Origin of the sequence: Bacteroides sp. MSK.18.37, from assembly GCF_019129155.2 — a bacterium.
Taxonomy (GTDB): domain Bacteria; phylum Bacteroidota; class Bacteroidia; order Bacteroidales; family Bacteroidaceae; genus Bacteroides; species Bacteroides ovatus.
This window is the reverse complement of record NZ_JAHOIB020000001.1, coordinates 4254270-4274468: the sequence shown is the minus strand read 5'-3', so window position 1 is coordinate 4274468 and position 20199 is coordinate 4254270. Positions and strand designations below refer to the sequence as shown.

The 20199-nt window shown below is 41.3% G+C and carries 12 protein-coding genes, 1 tRNA gene and 1 pseudogene; 7 read left to right on the top strand and 7 right to left on the bottom strand.

Going from position 1 to position 20199, the window contains the following annotated elements; translation table 11 throughout:
* Positions 1-899: 899 nt before the first annotated feature.
* The 3 genes from KSX81_RS16485 to KSX81_RS16475 are packed head-to-tail and all read right to left on the bottom strand — an operon-like array spanning position 900 to position 4034.
* Positions 900-1928, bottom strand: coding sequence for a phage/plasmid replication protein (locus KSX81_RS16485; RefSeq protein ID WP_118419194.1), 1029 nt, complete (start codon positions 1926-1928; stop codon positions 900-902).
* Between the two features lie 37 nt (positions 1929-1965).
* A complete protein-coding gene (locus tag KSX81_RS16480) occupies positions 1966-2766 on the bottom strand; it encodes a helix-turn-helix transcriptional regulator (RefSeq protein ID WP_118419195.1) in 801 nt (266 codons plus the stop codon).
* Positions 2767-2789: 23 nt separating this feature from the next.
* Entirely contained in the window at positions 2790-4034 is a 1245-nt protein-coding gene (locus KSX81_RS16475; RefSeq protein ID WP_118419196.1) for a site-specific integrase, read from the bottom strand.
* Positions 4035-4713: 679 nt separating this feature from the next.
* Here KSX81_RS16475 and KSX81_RS16470 point away from each other — a divergent pair.
* From KSX81_RS16470 to KSX81_RS16460, 3 genes are all read left to right on the top strand, one after another.
* Positions 4714-4788: transfer RNA gene (locus tag KSX81_RS16470), tRNA-Pro, on the top strand.
* A gap of 57 nt (positions 4789-4845) precedes the next feature.
* Positions 4846-6066, top strand: a complete 1221-nt coding sequence (locus tag KSX81_RS16465) for an S-adenosylmethionine:tRNA ribosyltransferase-isomerase (RefSeq protein ID WP_004301146.1) — start codon at positions 4846-4848, stop codon at positions 6064-6066.
* A 44-nt stretch (positions 6067-6110) separates the two neighbouring features.
* The gene (locus tag KSX81_RS16460; protein WP_004301145.1) at positions 6111-6629 is read left to right on the top strand and encodes an NUDIX hydrolase; all 519 of its coding nucleotides are present in this window, start codon (positions 6111-6113) and stop codon (positions 6627-6629) included.
* On the opposite strand, the gene KSX81_RS16455 is transcribed toward KSX81_RS16460, so the two are convergent.
* Positions 6607-7149: a glutathione peroxidase gene (locus KSX81_RS16455; RefSeq protein WP_004301144.1), complete on the bottom strand. Its 543-nt coding sequence runs from the start codon at positions 7147-7149 to the stop codon at positions 6607-6609. The genes KSX81_RS16460 and KSX81_RS16455 overlap by 23 nt on opposite strands.
* A 210-nt stretch (positions 7150-7359) precedes the next feature.
* On the opposite strand from KSX81_RS16455, the gene KSX81_RS16450 reads away from it, so the two are divergent.
* The 4 genes from KSX81_RS16450 to KSX81_RS16435 all read left to right on the top strand — a co-directional run bounded on the left by KSX81_RS16450 (position 7360) and on the right by KSX81_RS16435 (position 14579).
* A complete protein-coding gene (locus KSX81_RS16450; protein ID WP_004301143.1) occupies positions 7360-11685 on the top strand; it encodes a CusA/CzcA family heavy metal efflux RND transporter in 4326 nt (1441 codons plus the stop codon).
* A 62-nt stretch (positions 11686-11747) separates the two neighbouring features.
* Positions 11748-12641: an efflux RND transporter periplasmic adaptor subunit gene (locus KSX81_RS16445; RefSeq protein ID WP_004301142.1), complete on the top strand. Its 894-nt coding sequence runs from the start codon at positions 11748-11750 to the stop codon at positions 12639-12641.
* A 70-nt stretch (positions 12642-12711) separates the two neighbouring features.
* Positions 12712-13779, top strand: a complete 1068-nt coding sequence (locus KSX81_RS16440; protein ID WP_004301141.1) for a sensor histidine kinase — start codon at positions 12712-12714, stop codon at positions 13777-13779.
* 5 nt (positions 13780-13784) lie between these two features.
* On the top strand, positions 13785-14579 hold the full coding sequence (locus KSX81_RS16435) for a LytR/AlgR family response regulator transcription factor (RefSeq protein ID WP_004301140.1): 795 nt from the start codon (positions 13785-13787) through the stop codon (positions 14577-14579).
* A gap of 362 nt (positions 14580-14941) precedes the next feature.
* Here the strand turns inward: KSX81_RS16435 and KSX81_RS16430 are convergent, their stop codons facing one another.
* The 3 genes and pseudogenes from KSX81_RS16430 to KSX81_RS16420 all read right to left on the bottom strand — a co-directional run.
* Entirely contained in the window at positions 14942-16888 is a 1947-nt protein-coding gene (locus KSX81_RS16430) for a glycoside hydrolase family 97 protein (RefSeq protein WP_004301137.1), read from the bottom strand.
* Between the two features lie 53 nt (positions 16889-16941).
* Entirely contained in the window at positions 16942-17889 is a 948-nt protein-coding gene (locus KSX81_RS16425; protein WP_044919587.1) for a glycoside hydrolase family 43 protein, read from the bottom strand.
* Positions 17872-20199 (bottom strand): annotated as a pseudogene (locus KSX81_RS16420) (GH92 family glycosyl hydrolase); the annotation flags it as partial. The pseudogene KSX81_RS16420 and the gene KSX81_RS16425, both read right to left, overlap by 18 nt.

The following is a 20199-nucleotide window of genomic DNA, read 5'->3' as shown; positions in this document are numbered from 1 at the left end:
TTTTAGAGGTTCTGGACAAACCTATCACACGAGATAAAACGACACCCCACGCTAAACTGTATATATCATTTGAGTATGTATATACGGCTAGCATGAACGTTTGTATCGCCAATCCCCGTGTGATTCGAAATTGTCCAGATTCCTAAAAACGGGATAAAGCTAAACGCTTCCATAATTAACTATGTCCACCAAACAGGGATAAACCTGTATGATGCGACAAATATAGTCAAAATTCCACGTCCTACAAACGTTTTTCGGGGTGTCATGGAACAAATTTATATAAAACTTGATACCCAACAAGGATTTCAGGAAATAACTTCGATGAGGCTTCCCAAACTTTTGATATCACTTTTGTCAATGTGACGTCACTATTAGCCTCATCACTAAAACCATTACCTATCCATCCATTACCAATCTACTCCAATCCATTCTATTTTAATCCTATATGACATTCTTATATTACCACCTATCCTCTACTCCTACCCCTAGCTTGTTACATCATTTACGGGTATCATCCAACTAATGTGAACACCCTCCCCCCATTCTTTTTTATGATAACTTGGAAATGGAATATCGACTCTTAGCAATAGCCTCATCACATACTTAATCATAGAGACTCGTTTTTGAGCGATATTAACCATTTTATCCCCTAACCGAGTAAATTATACTATTAAGGAATAAAAGTGGCAATACGCTTCCAATAGAGATGAAAGAAGATATATACGCAGGACAATAGCCTGCGTATATTGACGAAAGAGGACTTTGATATATTTCATATATCCAGTCCTCCTTTTATTTTTATGACCTCTCATAATAGTCTTTTATAGAAAAGTTACCCCTAATCAAACACTATTTCCCAACCATTAGAAGTTTATCTTGCATAGAACCTAATAGAGGGCTTATTTGACCGAAGCACTATCTTCCCGCACATTATAAGCATCGGGTGAGTTTTCGAACTTATCCGTTAGATATGCCTCAATCTTATCTGTCAGCTCTTGCATTAACTCTGTTTTTCCCATAGTACCACTAAAGTGCTTCATAGCTCCTCTAATTTTATCCTGTATTCTTTTATGGTATTGTCTATCCTGTCCATCCTTTTTATTGCCATTCGATTCGCCAAGACTCCGTTCTCTGACAGAGAAACGTCCTTTTACAAAAGAAGGAAGCCCAACAACACTATGAGCAATACAAATACACCACTCCTCAAAATCACTCAGCGTTTTTATCTGTTCAAAAGACACATCAAAAAGCTTATCCGATATTATACCTATTTCGTCATAGGAGTAGAGCCACTCGGATACCAACCTCCAAAATATATCTTTATCATACAAGTCTTTCGCTTTTAGCTGATGACCGAACATCCGCCTAATTGCCTTTTTACCAAAGCATATCTCGTATCTTAATAAATTCTGTTCCACACTTGTAGAGAAAGCACCGGGAGTATTCTTCTGATTTTTCCTTTTCTTACGCACTTCTTTGGACTTATCATAGAAACGTAACAATACCCCATTAGAAGGAAAATAGGTAGTCCCTTTCCACTTATTAGGGCAACATTCCCCCAAACTTTGCATTTTAGAAATATAAAATTCAGGGGGACGAGACATTTCAAAGTTTTCAGCCATATCCACCCGTTCCACATCAGCCTCTATCATAGGAACACCTAGCTCCTTACCCAATTGCTTGATAGCCTTTTCAACTTGTGACAAGGTTAAAGAATCGAGATTAGTACCTCTGAAATATTTAGAGAGGCTCCCCGTGACTCTGACATGTTTCTCCGTTACAGAGACACGTAATCCGTTTATATGTCCGCTACCACCTTCAACTTGCTTGTACTCGCTGGTTTGGTCAATCTTATTAAAGACAGACCTCCAATCGTACTTATCGCCTATATCCTCTTTTAGAAGTTTTAAAACTACTGTGTCATACATAACTGATTATTTTAAATGTATACAAATACCACTACTTTTATAGGTTATTATAGATATACTTGGAAGCCAACTCCGATTCTTTGCGTTTTATAAACTCATCTTTCGTTTCCTGTTTCCGAGCTGTCAGCCATTCTACAATTTCATCACGTTTGAATACCAATTTACGCCCATTAGCGCCGGAACGATGACACGGTATCTCTTTTGTGCGAGTCCACTTATAAATCGTATGCTTTGCATAGCCTGTCAATTCACAACAAATACCAAGACCAAATATCTCCGGATAATCTTCTATCCGTTTTAATGGTCTACTAGACGTCTGCGACTCACTTTTAGGAATATCACAAGCCATACCCAACATATTACAAACAACATCCCGTAATGACATTATCGGAGCCAACACTAAATACTCCCACTCTTTCCGCAAAAACTCTATGTCATGATAGAAACATGCACTTTCTACCGCATCCTGATGATGTTCATTTATAAAGCCATACTTTGCAATAGATTCATATAAATAATCTACTGACAGTGCAATTTTACCAGACTTCAACAAATAATTTTCTTCATGATAAATATCATCTAACTCTTGAGGTGTTATTTGTAATTTACTTCGATTAAAAGCAGCTACCCTTTCTTCATAAACGGATATAAAATAACTATCCTTCCAGTTAGCAACCATATCATCTATGTCTTTCAATACTTGCCGAAGTTTACCTTTATCCCCATTAGTTAAATTTTCAACATAAAGATAGAACCTCTTCTCCGATAATGCCGTTACTTCCCCCTTAAGGAGTTTATCTATTAATTTTCCCAAGGGTGTTTTTAGCGTTAAAATCATATCAAATAAGATTTAATAAATTATTATAATAACATTGCAACTCTATCCAAAACATTCTGTGACAAACTATCCAAATATGTCATGGTGGTTTTAATGTCACGATGTCCCAATACTGCGCTAATTGTTTCGCGGGAAACGTCATTACCCTGCAACGTCATAGCCATCGTATGACGACTCACATAGGTGGTAAGGTTCTTCTCAATACCTAATATCTTACCTAATTTCTTCAGGTTATTATTAAGTCGTTGATAACGGGTACGTATATGGTCATACAGTTGCTCTCCGTCATAATCTTTCGTTATTATAGGCAAAAGATAATTTCCCACTAAAGAAGTATTTTGTTTAAACCACTCCAATATATCTTTCAAGGCAGGGGTAACAGGTATTATTAACGGCTTCATGTTCTTGACATTCTTCGTCTTTTCCCGTTTATAAACAATATGTTCTATCCCTTCCGATACAACTATATTTTCAGTCGTAAGCTTTGCCATATCAACAAAACTCATCCCATAACAATAATAGGAAAATAAAAACAGCATACGGGCACGCTCCAATACAAAATTCGTTTGGGGCGAATTCTTTAAAAGTTCCAAATCCTTTGGCTGTAAATAGCGTTTCTCCGTTTCTTCCTCCAAACAACCTATTTCAAAACCATTTTTACCGAATGGATAGGTTTTCGATGAGGCTTCATGCTCCTTTATCGCCCTGTTCATAACCGCCCGTAATGTTTTAAGGTAATATTTACGGGTATTGCCACAGCACCCGTCTTTTTCCATTTCCAAATTAAAACGATTGATATATTTTATATCCAATTCTGAAAATACCCGTTCCTTAATCTTCGGGTCATACTTTGCCAACATACGCAGAGTTCGCTCATACACCTTTGCATTTCCAATATGTTTTGTAGCTTTCAAATTCTCGACCTGCCTCATAAAGTAGTCATAAACCTTCCCCTGCCTTGACATACCCAAAAATTCCGATTCAAACTGATTCAAAGTCCAATCTACACGCTCTTCCAAAAACTTCCTTAGGATAGTATTTTTTCGGTCTTCATAATGACTCAACAACCCATTATATAATTCATAATTAGGATTGACACGCTTATCATTCTTAAAGCGGCAAGTATCTTCATTCCACTGCCCCTCTAATGCTGATAATTTTAAATCAATGTACTTGAGCTTACCTTTTTTAGACACTCTCAAACATACAGGATAGCTCCCGTCTTTTCTTTTGTTGCTTTTGTACAACACAAATTTAACTGTTGCCATATTATTATTTTTTATCCTCCCGACAAACATTATTTATAAATATTACAACACAAATATATACATCAAAAAATAGATTTATCAGAAACAAAAACAATCATTAACATGTAAATTTTCACACCACCTCACCATGTTTATCTTCTTTATCAAAGCTGTTAAACAATTTACTAAGGTTCAACTTATTAATTAGAAACACAGAACCGATATATTGTTCTATTTTTTCATAAAATAAAGGATAAATACATCTCATATAATTACAAATTTCCATTTAGCGAATCTATAATTCCTCTGTGAAACTTTTTAAAATTACGGAACATAAAGTTACGAAATATAACTACAGACGCCACCTATTAATTATCATTTACATACATATATATACATAAATTAAAAGACAGTAATGAGATTCTGATGAGAAAATTCGATTAAAGTTTTATTAAAGTTTTTCGGTTAATTGATATGATTTAGTCCCACAACTCAGCTATTTGCATAAACTGGAAAATGCAATATGGAATTAAATATAAGTCCGTAACATCTTTTTATTCTGCCTCTACCAACAAACAAAACAATCCCACAATCTACTAATAACCAGCCGATAGCACTAAATAGTAAATTTATAATAGAAGAAATTTCACGCTATTTATTTGCTAATTAAAAATTAATCTGTACTTTTGCATCCGCAATTCGGGGTGTAGCTCAGCCCGGTTAGAGTACGCGTCTGGGGGGCGTGTGGTCGCTGGTTCGAATCCAGTCACCCCGACTGGTTAAAGAGGTTAGAAACCGAATGGGTTCTAACCTCTTTTTATTTTAGAAAACAATGAAAGAAGATCCTAGACATATCCATATCAGTGAATACAGTTATCCTCTTCCGGATGAACGTATTGCTAAATTCCCGTTGCCTACCCGCGACCAGTCCAAACTCTTAATATACCGTCGTGGAGAAGTTAGTGAAGATGTTTTCACGTCTTTGCCGGAATATCTGCCGCAAGGCAGCCTGATGATATTCAATAATACAAAAGTCATTCAGGCACGCCTCCATTTTCGAAAAGAGACGGGAGCACTGATCGAAGTGTTTTGTCTTGAACCGATCCAGCCAAACGATTATGTCTTAAATTTCCAACAGACAGCACATGCCGCCTGGCTTTGCATGATCGGCAATCTGAAGAAATGGAAAGACAGACAGTTGAAACGCGAAATGACCGTCAAAGGATTCCCTATTACTCTGACCGCTACCCGAGGAGAATGTAAAGGAACCAGCCATTGGGTAGATTTTGCATGGGATAATCCGGAAGTGACGTTTGCCGATATCCTTGAAGTATTCGGAGAACTTCCTATTCCTCCTTACTTAAACCGGGATACGGAAGAAAGTGACAAGGAGACTTATCAGACTGTTTATTCTAAGATTAAAGGTTCGGTAGCTGCGCCTACGGCGGGATTACATTTTACTTCACGAGTATTGGATGCTCTTCAAGAAAAAGGGATCGATCTTGAAGAATTAACTCTACATGTAGGAGCAGGCACATTCAAACCTGTAAAAAGTGAAGAAATCGAAGGTCACGAGATGCACACGGAATATATATCGGTCAATCGGAGTACCATCAAAAAACTGATTGACCACGACGGTTGTGCTATTGCAGTAGGGACTACTTCTGTACGGACTCTGGAAAGCTTGTATCACATTGGAGTTACATTGGCTGAAAATCCGTATGCTACGGAAGAAGAACTACGTGTCAAACAATGGCAGCCTTATGAAAAGTACGACCAGATTCCTCCCGTTGTTGCGTTGCAAAAGATATTAGGATATCTCGACAGGAATGGTTTGGAAACCCTTCACACCAGTACACAGATTATCATAGCACCGGGATACAATTATAAAATAGTGAAAGCGATGGTTACTAATTTCCATCAGCCGCAAAGTACCTTGCTGCTTTTGGTTTCAGCTTTTGTAAAAGGGAATTGGCGCACTATTTATGATTATGCACTGGCGCATGATTTCCGATTCCTAAGTTATGGAGATTCTTCTTTATTAATACCATAAGAAATCCTCCTCTCCGAAAGATTTTACGCAATATAAAAGACACTATGCCAAGTGATAATAACCAGGAAATGTTCCCTATCGTAGACGAACAGGGAAATATCACCGGAGCTGCCACTCGCGGAGAATGTCACAGCGGTAGCAAACTGCTTCATCCGGTAGTTCACCTTCACGTATTCAATGCCCAAGGAGACATCTATTTACAGAAACGCCCCGAATGGAAAGACATTCAACCGGGGAAATGGGATACGGCTGTAGGCGGACATATTGATTTGGGCGAAAGCGTAGAAATCGCCCTAAAGAGAGAAGTCCGTGAAGAATTAGGCATCACAGACTTCACTCCCGAGCTTCTCACCAGTTATATTTTTGAATCCAGCCGTGAAAAAGAGCTTGTTTTTGTCCACAAAACCGTTTATGAGGAAGAAATCCATCCCAGCGACGAACTGGACGGTGGACGATTTTGGAAGATCGAAGAAATAAAAGAAAATCTGGGTAAAGGAATCTTCACTCCCAACTTCGAAGAAGAGCTGAAAAAAGTCTCTCTTATTCCTTCTCTATCCAAGTAATAATCTTTTCAGAGAACGGACTTTCTTTCGGAGACACAACTCCCGCCCAATGTCCGTTCTCATCAATCATAAACTTCTGAAAGTTCCACTGAATCGGTGCACTTTCTTTTCCATTTTGTTTTTTCTCCGTCAACCATTGGTAAAGAGGAGCCATATCTTTTCCTTTAACGGAAATCTTAGCCATCATCGGAAAAGTAACATCATAGTTCAAAGAACAGAACTTGGCTATTTCTTCATTACTACCCGGTTCTTGTCCCATAAAGTTATTCGCCGGAAAACCGATAATAACAAAGTCTTTTTCTTTATATTTCTCATATAGTTTCTCCAGTTGAGCATACTGGGGCGTCAGCCCACACTTAGATGCCACGTTGACTACCAGCACTTTCTTACCTTTCAGTGAAGAAAGAGGAAAGTCCTTACCATCAATAGTTTTCACTGTAAAATCATAAAAAGACTTGTTTTGCGCTTCCGAAGAAATTGCAAACAACAGGCTTACCATCATCAAGACGAATGTTTTCATGTTGAATATACATTTAGTTTGTTTTTATATTAAACGAGTAAACTGAAAGAAATGTTTGTTCAGCAGTGAAACAAGAACTATGATTTTACATCTTTCAATTCCCAAATCCGTCACTTCACCCCACAATCTTTCCGCTTCATTTATTCTTAGTGATAACGGATGAAGATAGGCAGTAATTTTGTACTGTGAAATAATAATACAACGAAAATCATGTTTACAGCTATTGTACGTTTTTCAATCAAGAAGAAACTATTTGTAGGACTCACTACTCTCTTCCTGTTTATCGGAGGTATCTATGCGATGCTGACACTACCTATTGATGCCGTGCCCGACATTACCAATAATCAGGTACAAATAGTGACCGTATCTCCTACACTCGCGCCACAAGAGGTGGAACAACTCATCACTATGCCTATCGAAATAGCGATGAGCAATATTATGAATGTCGAAGATATCCGTTCTGTCAGCCGCTTCGGGCTATCGGTCGTAACGGTCGTTTTTAAAGAAAGTGTCCCCACACTCGATGCACGGCAGTTGATAAATGAACAAATACAAAGCGTAACAAGCGAAATTCCCTCCGAACTCGGAACACCGGAGATGATGCCCATCACCACCGGTCTGGGAGAGATTTACCAGTATATATTGAAGGTAGCTCCCGGATATGAGAAGAAATATGACGCAATGGAACTCCGCACCATTCAAGACTGGATGGTGAAACGTCAGTTGTCCGGTATACCCGGTATAGTAGAAATCAATAGTTTCGGCGGTTACCTGAAACAATATGAAGTAGCCGTCGATCCGGACGCCCTGTTTTCTTTGAATATCACTATCGGCGAAGTGTTCGAAGCACTTAGCAGCAACAACCAAAATACCGGAGGAAGCTACATTGAGAAGATAAAGAATGCCTACTATATCCGGTCGGAAGGTATGATTACCCGCATCAAGGATATTGAACAGATTGTAGTGACCAACCGGAATGGGATTCCGGTACATATCAGTGATGTAGGAGTTGTCCGCTTCGGTTCTCCAAAGCGTTTCGGTGCCATGACCAAGGATGGTGAGGGCGAGTGTGTCGGCGGAATTGCCATGATGCTGAAAGGTGCCAACGCAAATGTAGTGACTCAAGAACTCGAAAAACGGGTAGAAAAAATACAGCAGCTATTGCCCGAAGGAGTCAGTATAGAACCTTACTTGAACCGTTCGGAACTGGTAAATCGGAACATCTCTACGGTTGTCAACAACCTGATTGAAGGAGCAGTTATCGTCTTCCTTGTACTCATCCTCTTCCTCGGCAACCTCCGTGCCGGACTGATTGTCGCATCCGTCATCCCGCTGGCAATGCTTTTCGCTTTTATCATGATGCGTGTATTCAATGTCACCGCCAATCTAATGAGTCTCGGTGCCATTGACTTTGGTATTGTAGTAGATGGCTCTATCGTTATATTGGAAGGTATCCTCGCCCACATTTACGGAAAACAATTCCGAGGCCGCACACTGACCCGCAAAGAGATGGAAAAAGAAGTGGAAAAAGGAGCTTCCGGCGTTGCACGTTCGGCCACTTTTGCAGTGTTGATTATCCTTATCGTCTTCTTCCCCATCCTTACATTGAACGGGATTGAAGGGAAATACTTCACCCCCATGGCTAAAACACTTGTGTTCTGCATTATCGGAGCCTTAATTCTCTCACTGACTTATGTTCCTATGATGGCCTCCCTCTTTCTGAAGCATACCATTGTTGTGAAACCCACCCTTGCCGACCGCTTCTTCGAGAAACTGAACAAGATCTACCAGCATACCCTGCGCGCCTGTCTTCGTTACAAATGGCGTACCGTCATCATAGCCTTCTCCGCGCTGATCGGTTCACTTTTTCTCTTTACCCGCCTGGGAGCAGAGTTCATTCCCACTTTGGACGAAGGTGATTTTGCCATGCAAATGACACTACCCGCAGGAAGTTCGCTGACCGAAAGTATCGAAGTTTCCCGCTTGGCAGAGAAAGCATTAATGGATAAATTCCCTGAAATCAAACACGTGGTAGCCAAAATAGGAACGGCGGAAGTTCCCACTGACCCGATGGCAGTGGAAGATGCTGATGTGATGATTATCATGAAACCATTCAAAGAATGGACAAGTGCCGGAAGCCGTGCAGAAATGGTGGATAAAATGAAAGATGCACTTGCTCCGCTCTCTGAACGTGCCGAATTCAACTTCTCGCAACCGATACAGCTTCGCTTCAACGAGCTGATGACGGGAGCAAAAGCAGATATTGCCATCAAACTATATGGAGAAGACACGCACGAATTATATGAAAGAGCCAAAGAAGCAGCTACCTTTGTAGAAAAAGTGCCGGGAGCAGCGGATGTCATCGTTGAGCAGACGATGGGATTACCCCAATTGGTAGTGAAATACAACCGTAGCAAAATAGCCCGTTACGGCATCAACATACAAGAGCTTAACACCATTATCCGAACTGCCTATGCCGGAGAGTCAACAGGTGTAGTCTTTGAAAACGAACGGAGATTCGATCTCGTGGTACGGCTTGACCAGGAGAAAGTGGCCGACTTGAATCTTGATAAGTTGTTTGTACGCACTTCGGAAGGAATTCAAATTCCTGTTGGAGAGGTAGCAAGCATCGACCTTGTCAGTGGGCCACTGCAAATCAACCGGGATGCAACCAAACGACGCATCGTCATCGGTGTCAATGTGCGTGACGCAGACATCCAGCAAGTTGTCGCCAATATTCAAGAGACACTGAACAAGAACATCAAACTGAAGCCGGGATATTACTTCGAATACGGCGGCCAGTTCGAGAACTTGCAAAATGCCATCAATACCTTACTGGTAGTCATCCCCGTGGCATTAATGCTCATTCTATTGATTCTGTTCTTCGCATTCAAGAACATCACCTATACCCTGATGGTATTCTCAACCGTCCCCCTATCGCTCATCGGTGGTATCGCCGCACTTTGGCTACGCGGACTTCCGTTTAGCATATCGGCCGGAGTAGGATTCATCGCCTTGTTCGGGGTAGCAGTATTGAATGGTATCCTGATGGTAAATCACTTCAACGAACTTCGTAAACAAAATACCTATTCCATGACTACAAACCAGATTATCAAAAGAGGGACTCCACACTTGCTCCGTCCTGTATTCCTGACAGGACTGGTTGCATCTTTGGGATTCGTCCCGATGGCAATAGCCACTTCAGCCGGCGCAGAAGTACAACGTCCGTTGGCAACAGTGGTCATCGGTGGCTTGATTATTTCTACCGTACTGACTTTACTCATCATTCCAGTGTTTTACAAAATTGTAAATTCATTTGCTACCTGGAGACGTCCGGGAATCAAACTGCGCCGGCCTTTCGGGGGATTGTGTCTCCTGTTCTTGTTTCTTCCCGCGTTCGTTTCCGCTCAACAGACACAAACAGTCAGTCTCGAACAGGCGATAGAAATAGCCAAACAAAATCACCCTCGCCTGAAAATAGCCAATAATGCTATTCAACAAGCCAAAGCCACTCGCGGAGAAGTGATAGAAGCAACCCCTACCTCGTTCAGCTATTCCTGGGGGCAACTTAACGGAGAAAACAAAAAAGACAAGGAACTGGCTTTCGAGCAAAGCCTGGGCTCCCTTCTAACGCCATTCTACAAGAATGCGTTAGTCAACCGTCAGGTAAAAACGAACACCTATTATCGGCAGATGGTAGAGAAAGAAATCACAGCAGAAGTGAAAAGGGCGTGGGCCTACTACCAATATGCCACTAATCTCTGTTCAATGTATCGGGATCAGGATAAAATGGCAGAAGAACTGCAGCGCATCGGAGAATTACGATACCAACAAGGAGAGATTACCTTGCTCGAAAAAAATATGATGACCACCATAGCTGCCGATCTGCATAACCGCTGGTTCCAAGCAAAAGAAGAAGAGAAAATGGCATTGGCACGTTTCCAATGGAGTTGCTACTCCAACGATCCCATTGTTCCGATGGATTCCACTTTATCCTTATTCTATACCGGCATTTCGGATGGAAACCTGTCGGGAGCACATACAGCCTACTTTCAAAGCCAGGCAGATGAAGCGAAAGCAATGCTTCGTGTAGAGCAGAGCCATTTCTTTCCTGAAATCAGTGTGGGGTATACCCGTCAGGACATTCTCCCACTTAAGAATCTGAATGCCTGGATGATCGGGGTTTCTTTCCCCATCTACTTCCTGCCACAAAAGAGCAAAGTGAAGCAGGCACGGCTAACTGCCACTTCAGCGCAAATACAGGCAGATGCCAACATCCGGGAGTTAAGAAATAAAACACTCGAACTGGAAGCATCCCTCCGCAGATATAATGAGAGCTTACGATATTATACCTCTTCTGCCTTGAAAGAAGCGGACGAACTGACAAAGGCAGCCAACCTGCAATTGCAGCAGAGCGAAACAGGCATTGCCGAATATATACAGTCGATTACCACCGCCAGAGAGATACGCAGAGGCTATATTGAAACAGTCTACCAATACAATATTGCTGCACTGGAATATGAACTTTTCAAGTAGGTGGAAGATCGAGACATTGAATGACATACATCACCCAGAATAATTATTATAAAACATAAGATATGAAAAAGATAGTTTATCCCATCCTTTTACTAGTTCTAACGGCTTGCAAAGGAAACCAGCAAACTACAAATAACGAATCCGCCGCAATTCCCGTTGCCGAAACGATAGCAGATACCATCGCACAACCCGAAGTGGATGCCATCACTTCAGCTACCTCAAAGCCTAATCAGGTTTCGTTCAACGGACGAATCGTTCTTCCTCCTCAACGTCAGGCAACCATTGCTTTAACCATGGGAGGCATTGTAAAAAAGGCTTCTCTGCTTCCAGGGCAATGGGTGGCTGCAAACAGTGTAATCGCCACGTTAGAGAATCCGGAGTTCATCACCCTGCAACAAACTTATCTGGATAGTCACGCACAGACCGAATATCTCTTAGCTGAATACGAACGTCAAAAAAATCTGTCTGCCGAACAAGCAGCTTCTCAAAAGAAATTCCAGCAAAGTAAAGCGGACTTTCTCTCCATGAAGAGTCGCCAGGACGCCGCTGCTGCACAACTTTCTCTTTTAGGCGTCCAAACGGAGGCATTACTTAAGAACGGAATACAACCGCTACTGGAAGTCAAAGCCCCCATTAGTGGTTATGCCGCTAATGTAGCGATGAATATCGGCAAATATATCAATCCGGGAGAAGCACTTTGCGAACTTATCGATAAAAGCAGCCCGATGCTTTGCCTGACTACTTACGAGAAAGATCTTGCAGACATACAAGTCGGCAGCCCGGTACAGTTTCGGGTAAACGGAATGGGGACACAAACCTTTCACGGCATCGTGATTTCCATCGGACAAAAAGTGGACGAAACCAATCGTTCGCTCGAGGTATATGCTTCCATCAAGGAGGAAAATGTGCAATTCCGCCCCGGTATGTATGTCACGGCACACATTCAGAAACAATAATTGACCAACTGCGCCAACAGCATTCACATTTTATAACCGGTAACTCATAATTTACCACTATCTTTGTTGTATGATAGCCAAAGCAATAAAAAAAGATAAGTATATACTTTCCACAGTCATCATCTCCTTAGCGGTTGCCGTACTGATTCATTTTCCTGAATCAGTATCTCTTTTCGACCGTTTCGAAAGTCATTCCTTATTCCCGGGGATGAAGTTTATAGATGTGGCAAACGAAATACTGTTTACCTTTCTGTCACTATTGTTACTTTTTGCCATCAATACCCGTTTGTTTCATTTCAATCAGGCTTCCATTAAAATTACAGGGACAAAGATTTTGCTTTCCTTTATCGTGACATGGATATTGAGTAACTTGTCAGGACAGTTTTTTGTTTTCCTTCACAGAACGTTTGATATTCCGGCCATCGATGCCATGGTACATCATTATTTGCATCCATTGCGGGATTTTATTGTGGCATGTCTCGTCACCAGTAGTTGCTGCATCCTTCATCTTATATTCAAGCAGCAACTGGTACTTATCGAGAACGAACAGCTTCAGGCAGAGAATCTCCGCAATCAGTATGAAGTACTGAAGAATCAGCTGAACCCACACATGCTGTTCAACTCGCTGAATACCCTGCGTTCGCTGGTACGCGAAAATCAGGATAAAGCGCAGGATTACATTCAGGAACTCTCCCGGGTACTAAGGTATACTTTGCAAAGTAATGAGTCACAATGTGTCAGTCTCCGGGAAGAAATGGAATTTGTTTCCGCTTATATATTTCTATTAAAGATGCGTTTTGAGAACAATCTACAATTCGACATACAGATAAGCAATGCCTACGAAGAATATCTCCTCCCTCCAATGGCGGTGCAAGTGTTGATTGAGAATGCAGTAAAGCACAACGAAATCAGCAACCGGAAGCCGTTGACCATTCATATCACGACGGACGATAACGGCAATTTGTCTATCAGCAACGACATTCAGCCCAAATGGACTGCAACTTCCGGAACCGGTATCGGACTTGCCAACCTTGCCAAACGATACAGGCTCTTGTTTAAACGGGATATACAAATAACGGAGGACAGAGAGTTTACAGTTTGTATTCCTTTGATTGAAAAATCACAACTAGAACAATAACCACCATGAAGATTGTCATTATAGAAGACGAAAAAGCAGCAGTACGAAATCTGACTTCACTGCTTAATGAAATAAAACCGAATGGAGAAATCGTGACCATACTGGATAGTATCAGTTCCACTATCGAATGGTTCAGTTCTCATCCGATGCCGGAACTGGTATTCATGGATATTCACCTGGCAGATGGTTCCGCCTTCGAGATATTCAATCATATCAATATTACTTGTCCGATTATCTTTACAACTGCCTATGATGAATATGCATTACGCGCATTCAAAGTAAACAGCATCGACTACTTATTAAAACCCATCGGTAAGGAAGACATAGAACACGCTTTCGATAAGCTGCAAGGTTTACAGGATGCTGCTGACAAACACCTGTTTCCTTTTCCACAACAGGAGAATGAGCTACTGAAACTGATACATTCACTCCAAAAGCAGGAAAACTATAAAAGTCATTTCCTTATTCCTACCAAAGGAGACAAACTATTGCCTGTCTCTGTAGATATGATACAATTGTTTTATATTAAGGACTGTCAGGTCAAGGTAGTCTTAACCGATGAAACCGAATACTGTTTTTCTCAAACATTAGATGAACTTACGGAGTGTCTCAATCCTTCTCTTTTCTTTCGGGCTAACCGCCAATATCTTATTTCGCGAGAAGCTATCAAAGATATTGACTTATGGTTCAACAGCCGACTGTCCATCAACTTGTATTATTCAGGAATCAAAGAAAAAATACTTGTCAGTAAAGCCCGAGTAGCAGAATTTAAAGAGTGGTTCTCTAAGAGAAAGCGTTGATTCCGAGGCTTTGCCTTCTTAGAACAAATAGCAAAACAAAGTGTTTCGTGCCGTGAAACGATTGGTTTCAACGCTTGAAACAAAGAGTTTCAAGCCGCAAAACACTTTGTTTCAAGCCTATGAAACTGCAGTTTCCCGCCTTGAAACCAAAAGTATCCCCTGTTGAAACTTCTATTTACATACCAGCTTATGTTTATATGCAGGCATGTTCATTTCAAACGGTGATAGATGAAGATTAGGTGATAGATGGAGAACAACCTATCACCGCCCTGAAAGCTCGATGAACAAGGTGTTTCAGAAGGATGGTGATAGATTGAAAGATGATTTCCATTTTTATGTATGGAAAGTTAGAATATGTGCCATCATTCAATGACAGCTGCAAAGCCACCATTTCTAACCATCTTTATAGTTAGCTGCTCCCCGGCTTTCACCTGGGATGACTTGCAACGATAATCCATCGCCTGACGTCCTGCGTTGATACCATCCTCAAAAGATATCATTTGATAAGAGCGATCTTTATTCAAGAAATCTAACTTTATGGTAAACTCACGTTCCTTTTTACCATTATTAGTCATTCCTCCTATAAACCACTTATCGCCTTTCCGTTTTGCTACAATGACGTATTCACCCGCTTTAGCTTCCAATGCCACAGTCTCGTCCCATGTTACGGGAACTTGTGTGATGAAACGGGTACAATCTTCATTACGATAATAAAGAGTAGGATTATCTGCCAACATCTGCAGACCACTCTCAAAAACCACAAAGAGTGCCAACTGATAAGCACGTGTCCCGATACTTGCAGCATTAGGACGTTCCGACCGATACACATTAGGCTGCATACTAATCATCGCCCCGGGAGTATAATCCATCGGACCGACAGCATTACGCATAAATGGTAAATACAAACTATTATCCGGATAACAACCGCCCATTTGTTCCATGCCACGCACTCCTTCGTAAGACAGCACATTCGGATATTTATATTCCAGTCCGGCAGGTTTGAAAGAGCCATGAAAATCGACAAACAAATGATGTTTGGCTGCTTCCCGGGCTACCCGTTCGTAATAGTTGACCATCCACTGATCGCTTCTGTCCATAAAATCAATCTTAAGTCCTTTTACTCCCCATTCATTGAAAGTCTTGAAGAGATCAAAATTGTTTTCTACCGTCAACCATGTCAACCAAAGCACAATCCCTACATTTTTTTCTTTGCCATAACGAATCAACTCGTGCAAGTCTACTTTGGGATTAGGCGTATAAGGATCACGCGTACTTTTAGCCCAGCCTTCATCCATAATGATATATGGAATACCAAATTTAGAAGCAAAATCAATGTAATACTTATAAGTATCCAAGTTATAACCGGAAACAAAATCCACATCCGGTCCGTAAGGAGAAGCGTCATTCCACCATTCCCAGCTTACCTGTCCCGGCTTAATCCATGAAATATCCTGAAGTTGATTCTTTTCAGCCAGTTTATAAGTCATTGTGTTCTCAATCAACTGCTTATCATTTTTACTTATCACAAAGTAACGCCAAGGATAATTTCTCGTACCTTTTGTTTTAGCAATGTAATCAGCTTCTTGAGTAATCTTCACACTACGATCACTGTTTTCGGCAAACGCAAGCGGAGCTTTAGGAAAAACAGAAATTGCTCCGTTCGTGCCCGTTCCTTTGAGAAACATACATGGATAATCAGCCAAATCCGACTCGCTGATTAATATTTTATAGTCTTTTTGTGTGTCAATCAATACCGGCAAAACAGCTATCCGTTCTTCAGGCTTCCACGCATTACTTTGAACATGTGTGTAAGGTTCCTCATAAGCTGTATGGAAACTTCCCGGTTGTTGCAAGTGAAGAAGATAATCCGACGGGAAGTTGATAGCAAACTCTTCGTTCATTACTTCAACATCACCTTTTTGTGAGGTAATAAACCGGTAAGCAACTCCATCGTCAAAAGCACGGAATTCTACTGAATAATCTTTAAAGGTCAGTAGCAATTGATTATAACGATTATTGACTTTCGAATATTTCAAAGGAACAATAGGAGTTAATTGCTCGTCGACACTCCATTGCTTCTGACGACGCAACTTAGGGTTCTGTCCCAACACTTGATTTTTCAGAACCAACAAAAGAGAATTGTCTTTCAACAATACATCTCCGTTATAATCTATACTATAATAGATTTTATCCGAGAGATTCAAGGACACTTTCAGCTCTCCATTGGGAGAAACCAACTCTAACCGGTTCTGCGCATGAAGTAGTGAAACTAAGCACAAACACACAACTAACAGAATATATCTTCTCATGATTTAGATATTTAATTAATAATCGTTTTACATTGGCAAATGTAATAAAAACATCACTTCGTACTATCAAGCGGACTGGGTAATACTCCTTCAAAAGTCATTTTCACTGGTTTAATATACCCGTTTTCATCAAAATACATTCGATCAATACAAGTTGCACGACTATTTGCTGCTGTTTCACCTAACGGACGACGATGATAAACAATATACCATTCATCTTCTCCGGCTCCTTTTATCACCGAATGATGTCCTGCTCCGGTAGCTACCGAAAGATCCTGTTCCAGGATTTTACCAACCCTTTTGAACGGACCAAAGGGAGAATCTGAAATGGAATATGCTACACTATAGTTCGGGAGTCCCCAGCCACCTTCCGACCACATGAAATAATATTTTCCATTACGTTTCAACATAAATGGTCCTTCTACATAGTTTTCCGGAGTGACTTCCTTATACATCGTTCCGTCCTCAAAAGGAACAATACTCAATAAGTCAGGAGCCATTTTCACCATATTACAATGTCCCCAGCCACCATAATACATGTAATATTGCCCGTCATCATCCTTGAATACAAACTGATCGATAGGTTGAGCCCCATGAACGATCTTATCAATCAGCGGCTTACCCAAAGCATCCTTAAAAGGTCCGGCAGGACTATCTGACGTAGCAACACCAATCCCTCCTACTTCATTATTATTCTGAATATCATTAGCTCCGAAAAACAAATAATACTTATCATTCGCTGAAAGCACCGCTGGCGCCCAAAGAGCACGACGAAGCCAACTGATATTCTCTTTTGATATGACTTTCGGATGCTTTGTCCAGTTCACCAAGTCTTTAGACGAAAAGGCATCCATAAAGGTTTGTTCATCATAAGGTGCCGAATACGTAGGATAGATCCAATATTCATCTCCAAACACGACTCCTTCGGGATCGGCATACCAACCTTTAAAAACAGGATTACCACTCTTTTTCTTTTCTGAAAAATTTGCCTGATATTTCATTGTCTTTCCAGGCAACGACAAAGAAGGAGCTACCGCTTCATCCGATACCGCACGCTTATAGTTCGGTTTACTGCTCATGACAAAACGTAGTTTCACGCCATCACGTATATCCTCATATTTCAAATAAGACTTGTCATACTTCTTGCCGTTCACATACAATTCCTTTACATACACATTCTTCGGCGACCAATTATCTGCTACCATTTCAATCACCTTTCCGTTACTCATCCGAACAGTTATTGCCTCAACGCAAGGAGAACCGATGTTATACATATTGCTTGAAGGAGCCACCGGGTAAAAGCCTATGCAATTGAACATATACCAAGCCGACATCTGTCCGCAATCGTCATTGCCACTTAATGCATCCGGAGTATCGCCATAGAAACGGTCAGCAATCGTCCGTACCCACTTCTGACATTTCCAAGGTTCTTTCAAGTAATTATAAAGATACGCTACATGATGGCAAGGTTCATTTCCATGCCAATAGGCTCCGATACGGCCTTGAATATCATGTGCTCCCGGAATGTCATCCGGCAACTCTACTGTGAACAGTTCGTCCAACCGGTTGCGGAACTAGTTTTCGCCAGCTTCGTTGATATATCCTTGTACATCTTGTGGTACGTACCAGGTATATTGTACAGTAAAGCCTTCCGTAATATCCCCCCATCCATTTACAGATCCGGGGCCCTGATAAGCTACCGGAGTAAACGGTGTACGCCAGTTTCCCTGACTGTCCTTGCCACGCATATACTTCGTTTCCGGATCAATCAAAGTCTGATAAGAGAGTGCACGATTCAAGAAATAACGATAATCATCCTCTTTACCCAAAGCCTTGGCAGCCTGTGCCATACAATAATCATCATACGCATATTCCAATGTTTTAGATACTGATTCCGCCTCTTTATCGAAAGGCACATATCCCATCATACGATACTCCGGCAAACAGTCATAATTCGGATTCATCGCCGTGGTCTTCATAGCCTCATACGCACGTTCGTAATCGAACCCTTTTACTCCCTTCACAATCATGTCAGCCAATACGGAAACTGCATGATAACCAATCATACACCAAGTCTCATTTCCATAAAACGACCAGACAGGCAGCATTTTCTCCACACTTTTATCATAATGAGCCAACATGGAATTGGCAATATCGGCATTCACTTCCTGCTGCACCAGATTGAACCAGGGATGCAAAGCCCGGTAGGTATCCCAAAGAGAGAATACCGTATAGTTGGTAAATCCTTCGGCTTTCTCTATATTTTTATCTAATCCTCGAAACTGCCCGTCTACATCCTGAAAGATGAACGGATGCAAAGCCGCATGATAAGCCGACGTATAGAATGTTCTTTTCGTTTTACGGTCGGCAGTAAGGGTATATTTTCCAAGTTCTTTTTCCCACAGTGCTTCTCCTTTAGCTTTCAGTTCATCGAAAGCGAGTCCGGCAAGTTCCGCCATATTGTTCTTTGCCCCGTTTGTGCTGACCGATGAAATAGCAGTTTTTACAATCACTTCCTCTCCGGCTTTCGTATCAAAAGAGATGCAAGCCATCAAATTCTTTCCCCAGGCTTCATAGCTGCTACGAAACCGGGAGGTATTGTAAATCACCGGTTTCTTATTCTGCATAAAGCGCAAACCGGTCAACTTTTTAGAGAAAGTAGCCGTGAAATAAATATGCCGTTCCGGTCCCCAGCCTTTTACCAGTTTATATCCGGTGATGGTGGAATCATTTTCCATGCGCAGATTCGCCCATTCACAAGATTGCCATAAAGTATGGTTCATATCGATCATAATAAAAGCTTTATCCGATTGAGGATAGGTGAAGCGAAACATACCACTACGTACTCCTGACGTCATTTCAGCCTTTACTCCATAATCTGACAGCTCCACCGCATAATAATTAGGTGATGCCCATTCCTTCTCATGAGAATAACGTGAACGGTATCCCTTTTCCGGCTCCTCACGTGTCCCTGGATCCAGTTTCATCTCTCCTGTTCCGGGAATAAACAGAAAGTCTCCCAAATCAGGTATACCAGTCCCGCTTAAATGAGTCAGGCTGAATCCCAACAAGGTGGAATGATTATATTTATAACCAGAAGCCGCATCATAGTATTTACTATCTGTGTCCGGACTCATCTGAATTCCTCCGAAAGGAATCTGCGCACCCGGATACACATTACCATAACCATCTGTTCCCACAAATGGATTCACATAATCAATCAGTTTCTCGGTTTGAGCCATGCCCGGCAAAATACTCACCAGACACGACCAAACCAAAAACAATCTCTTTTTACCCAATCTACTAGCCAT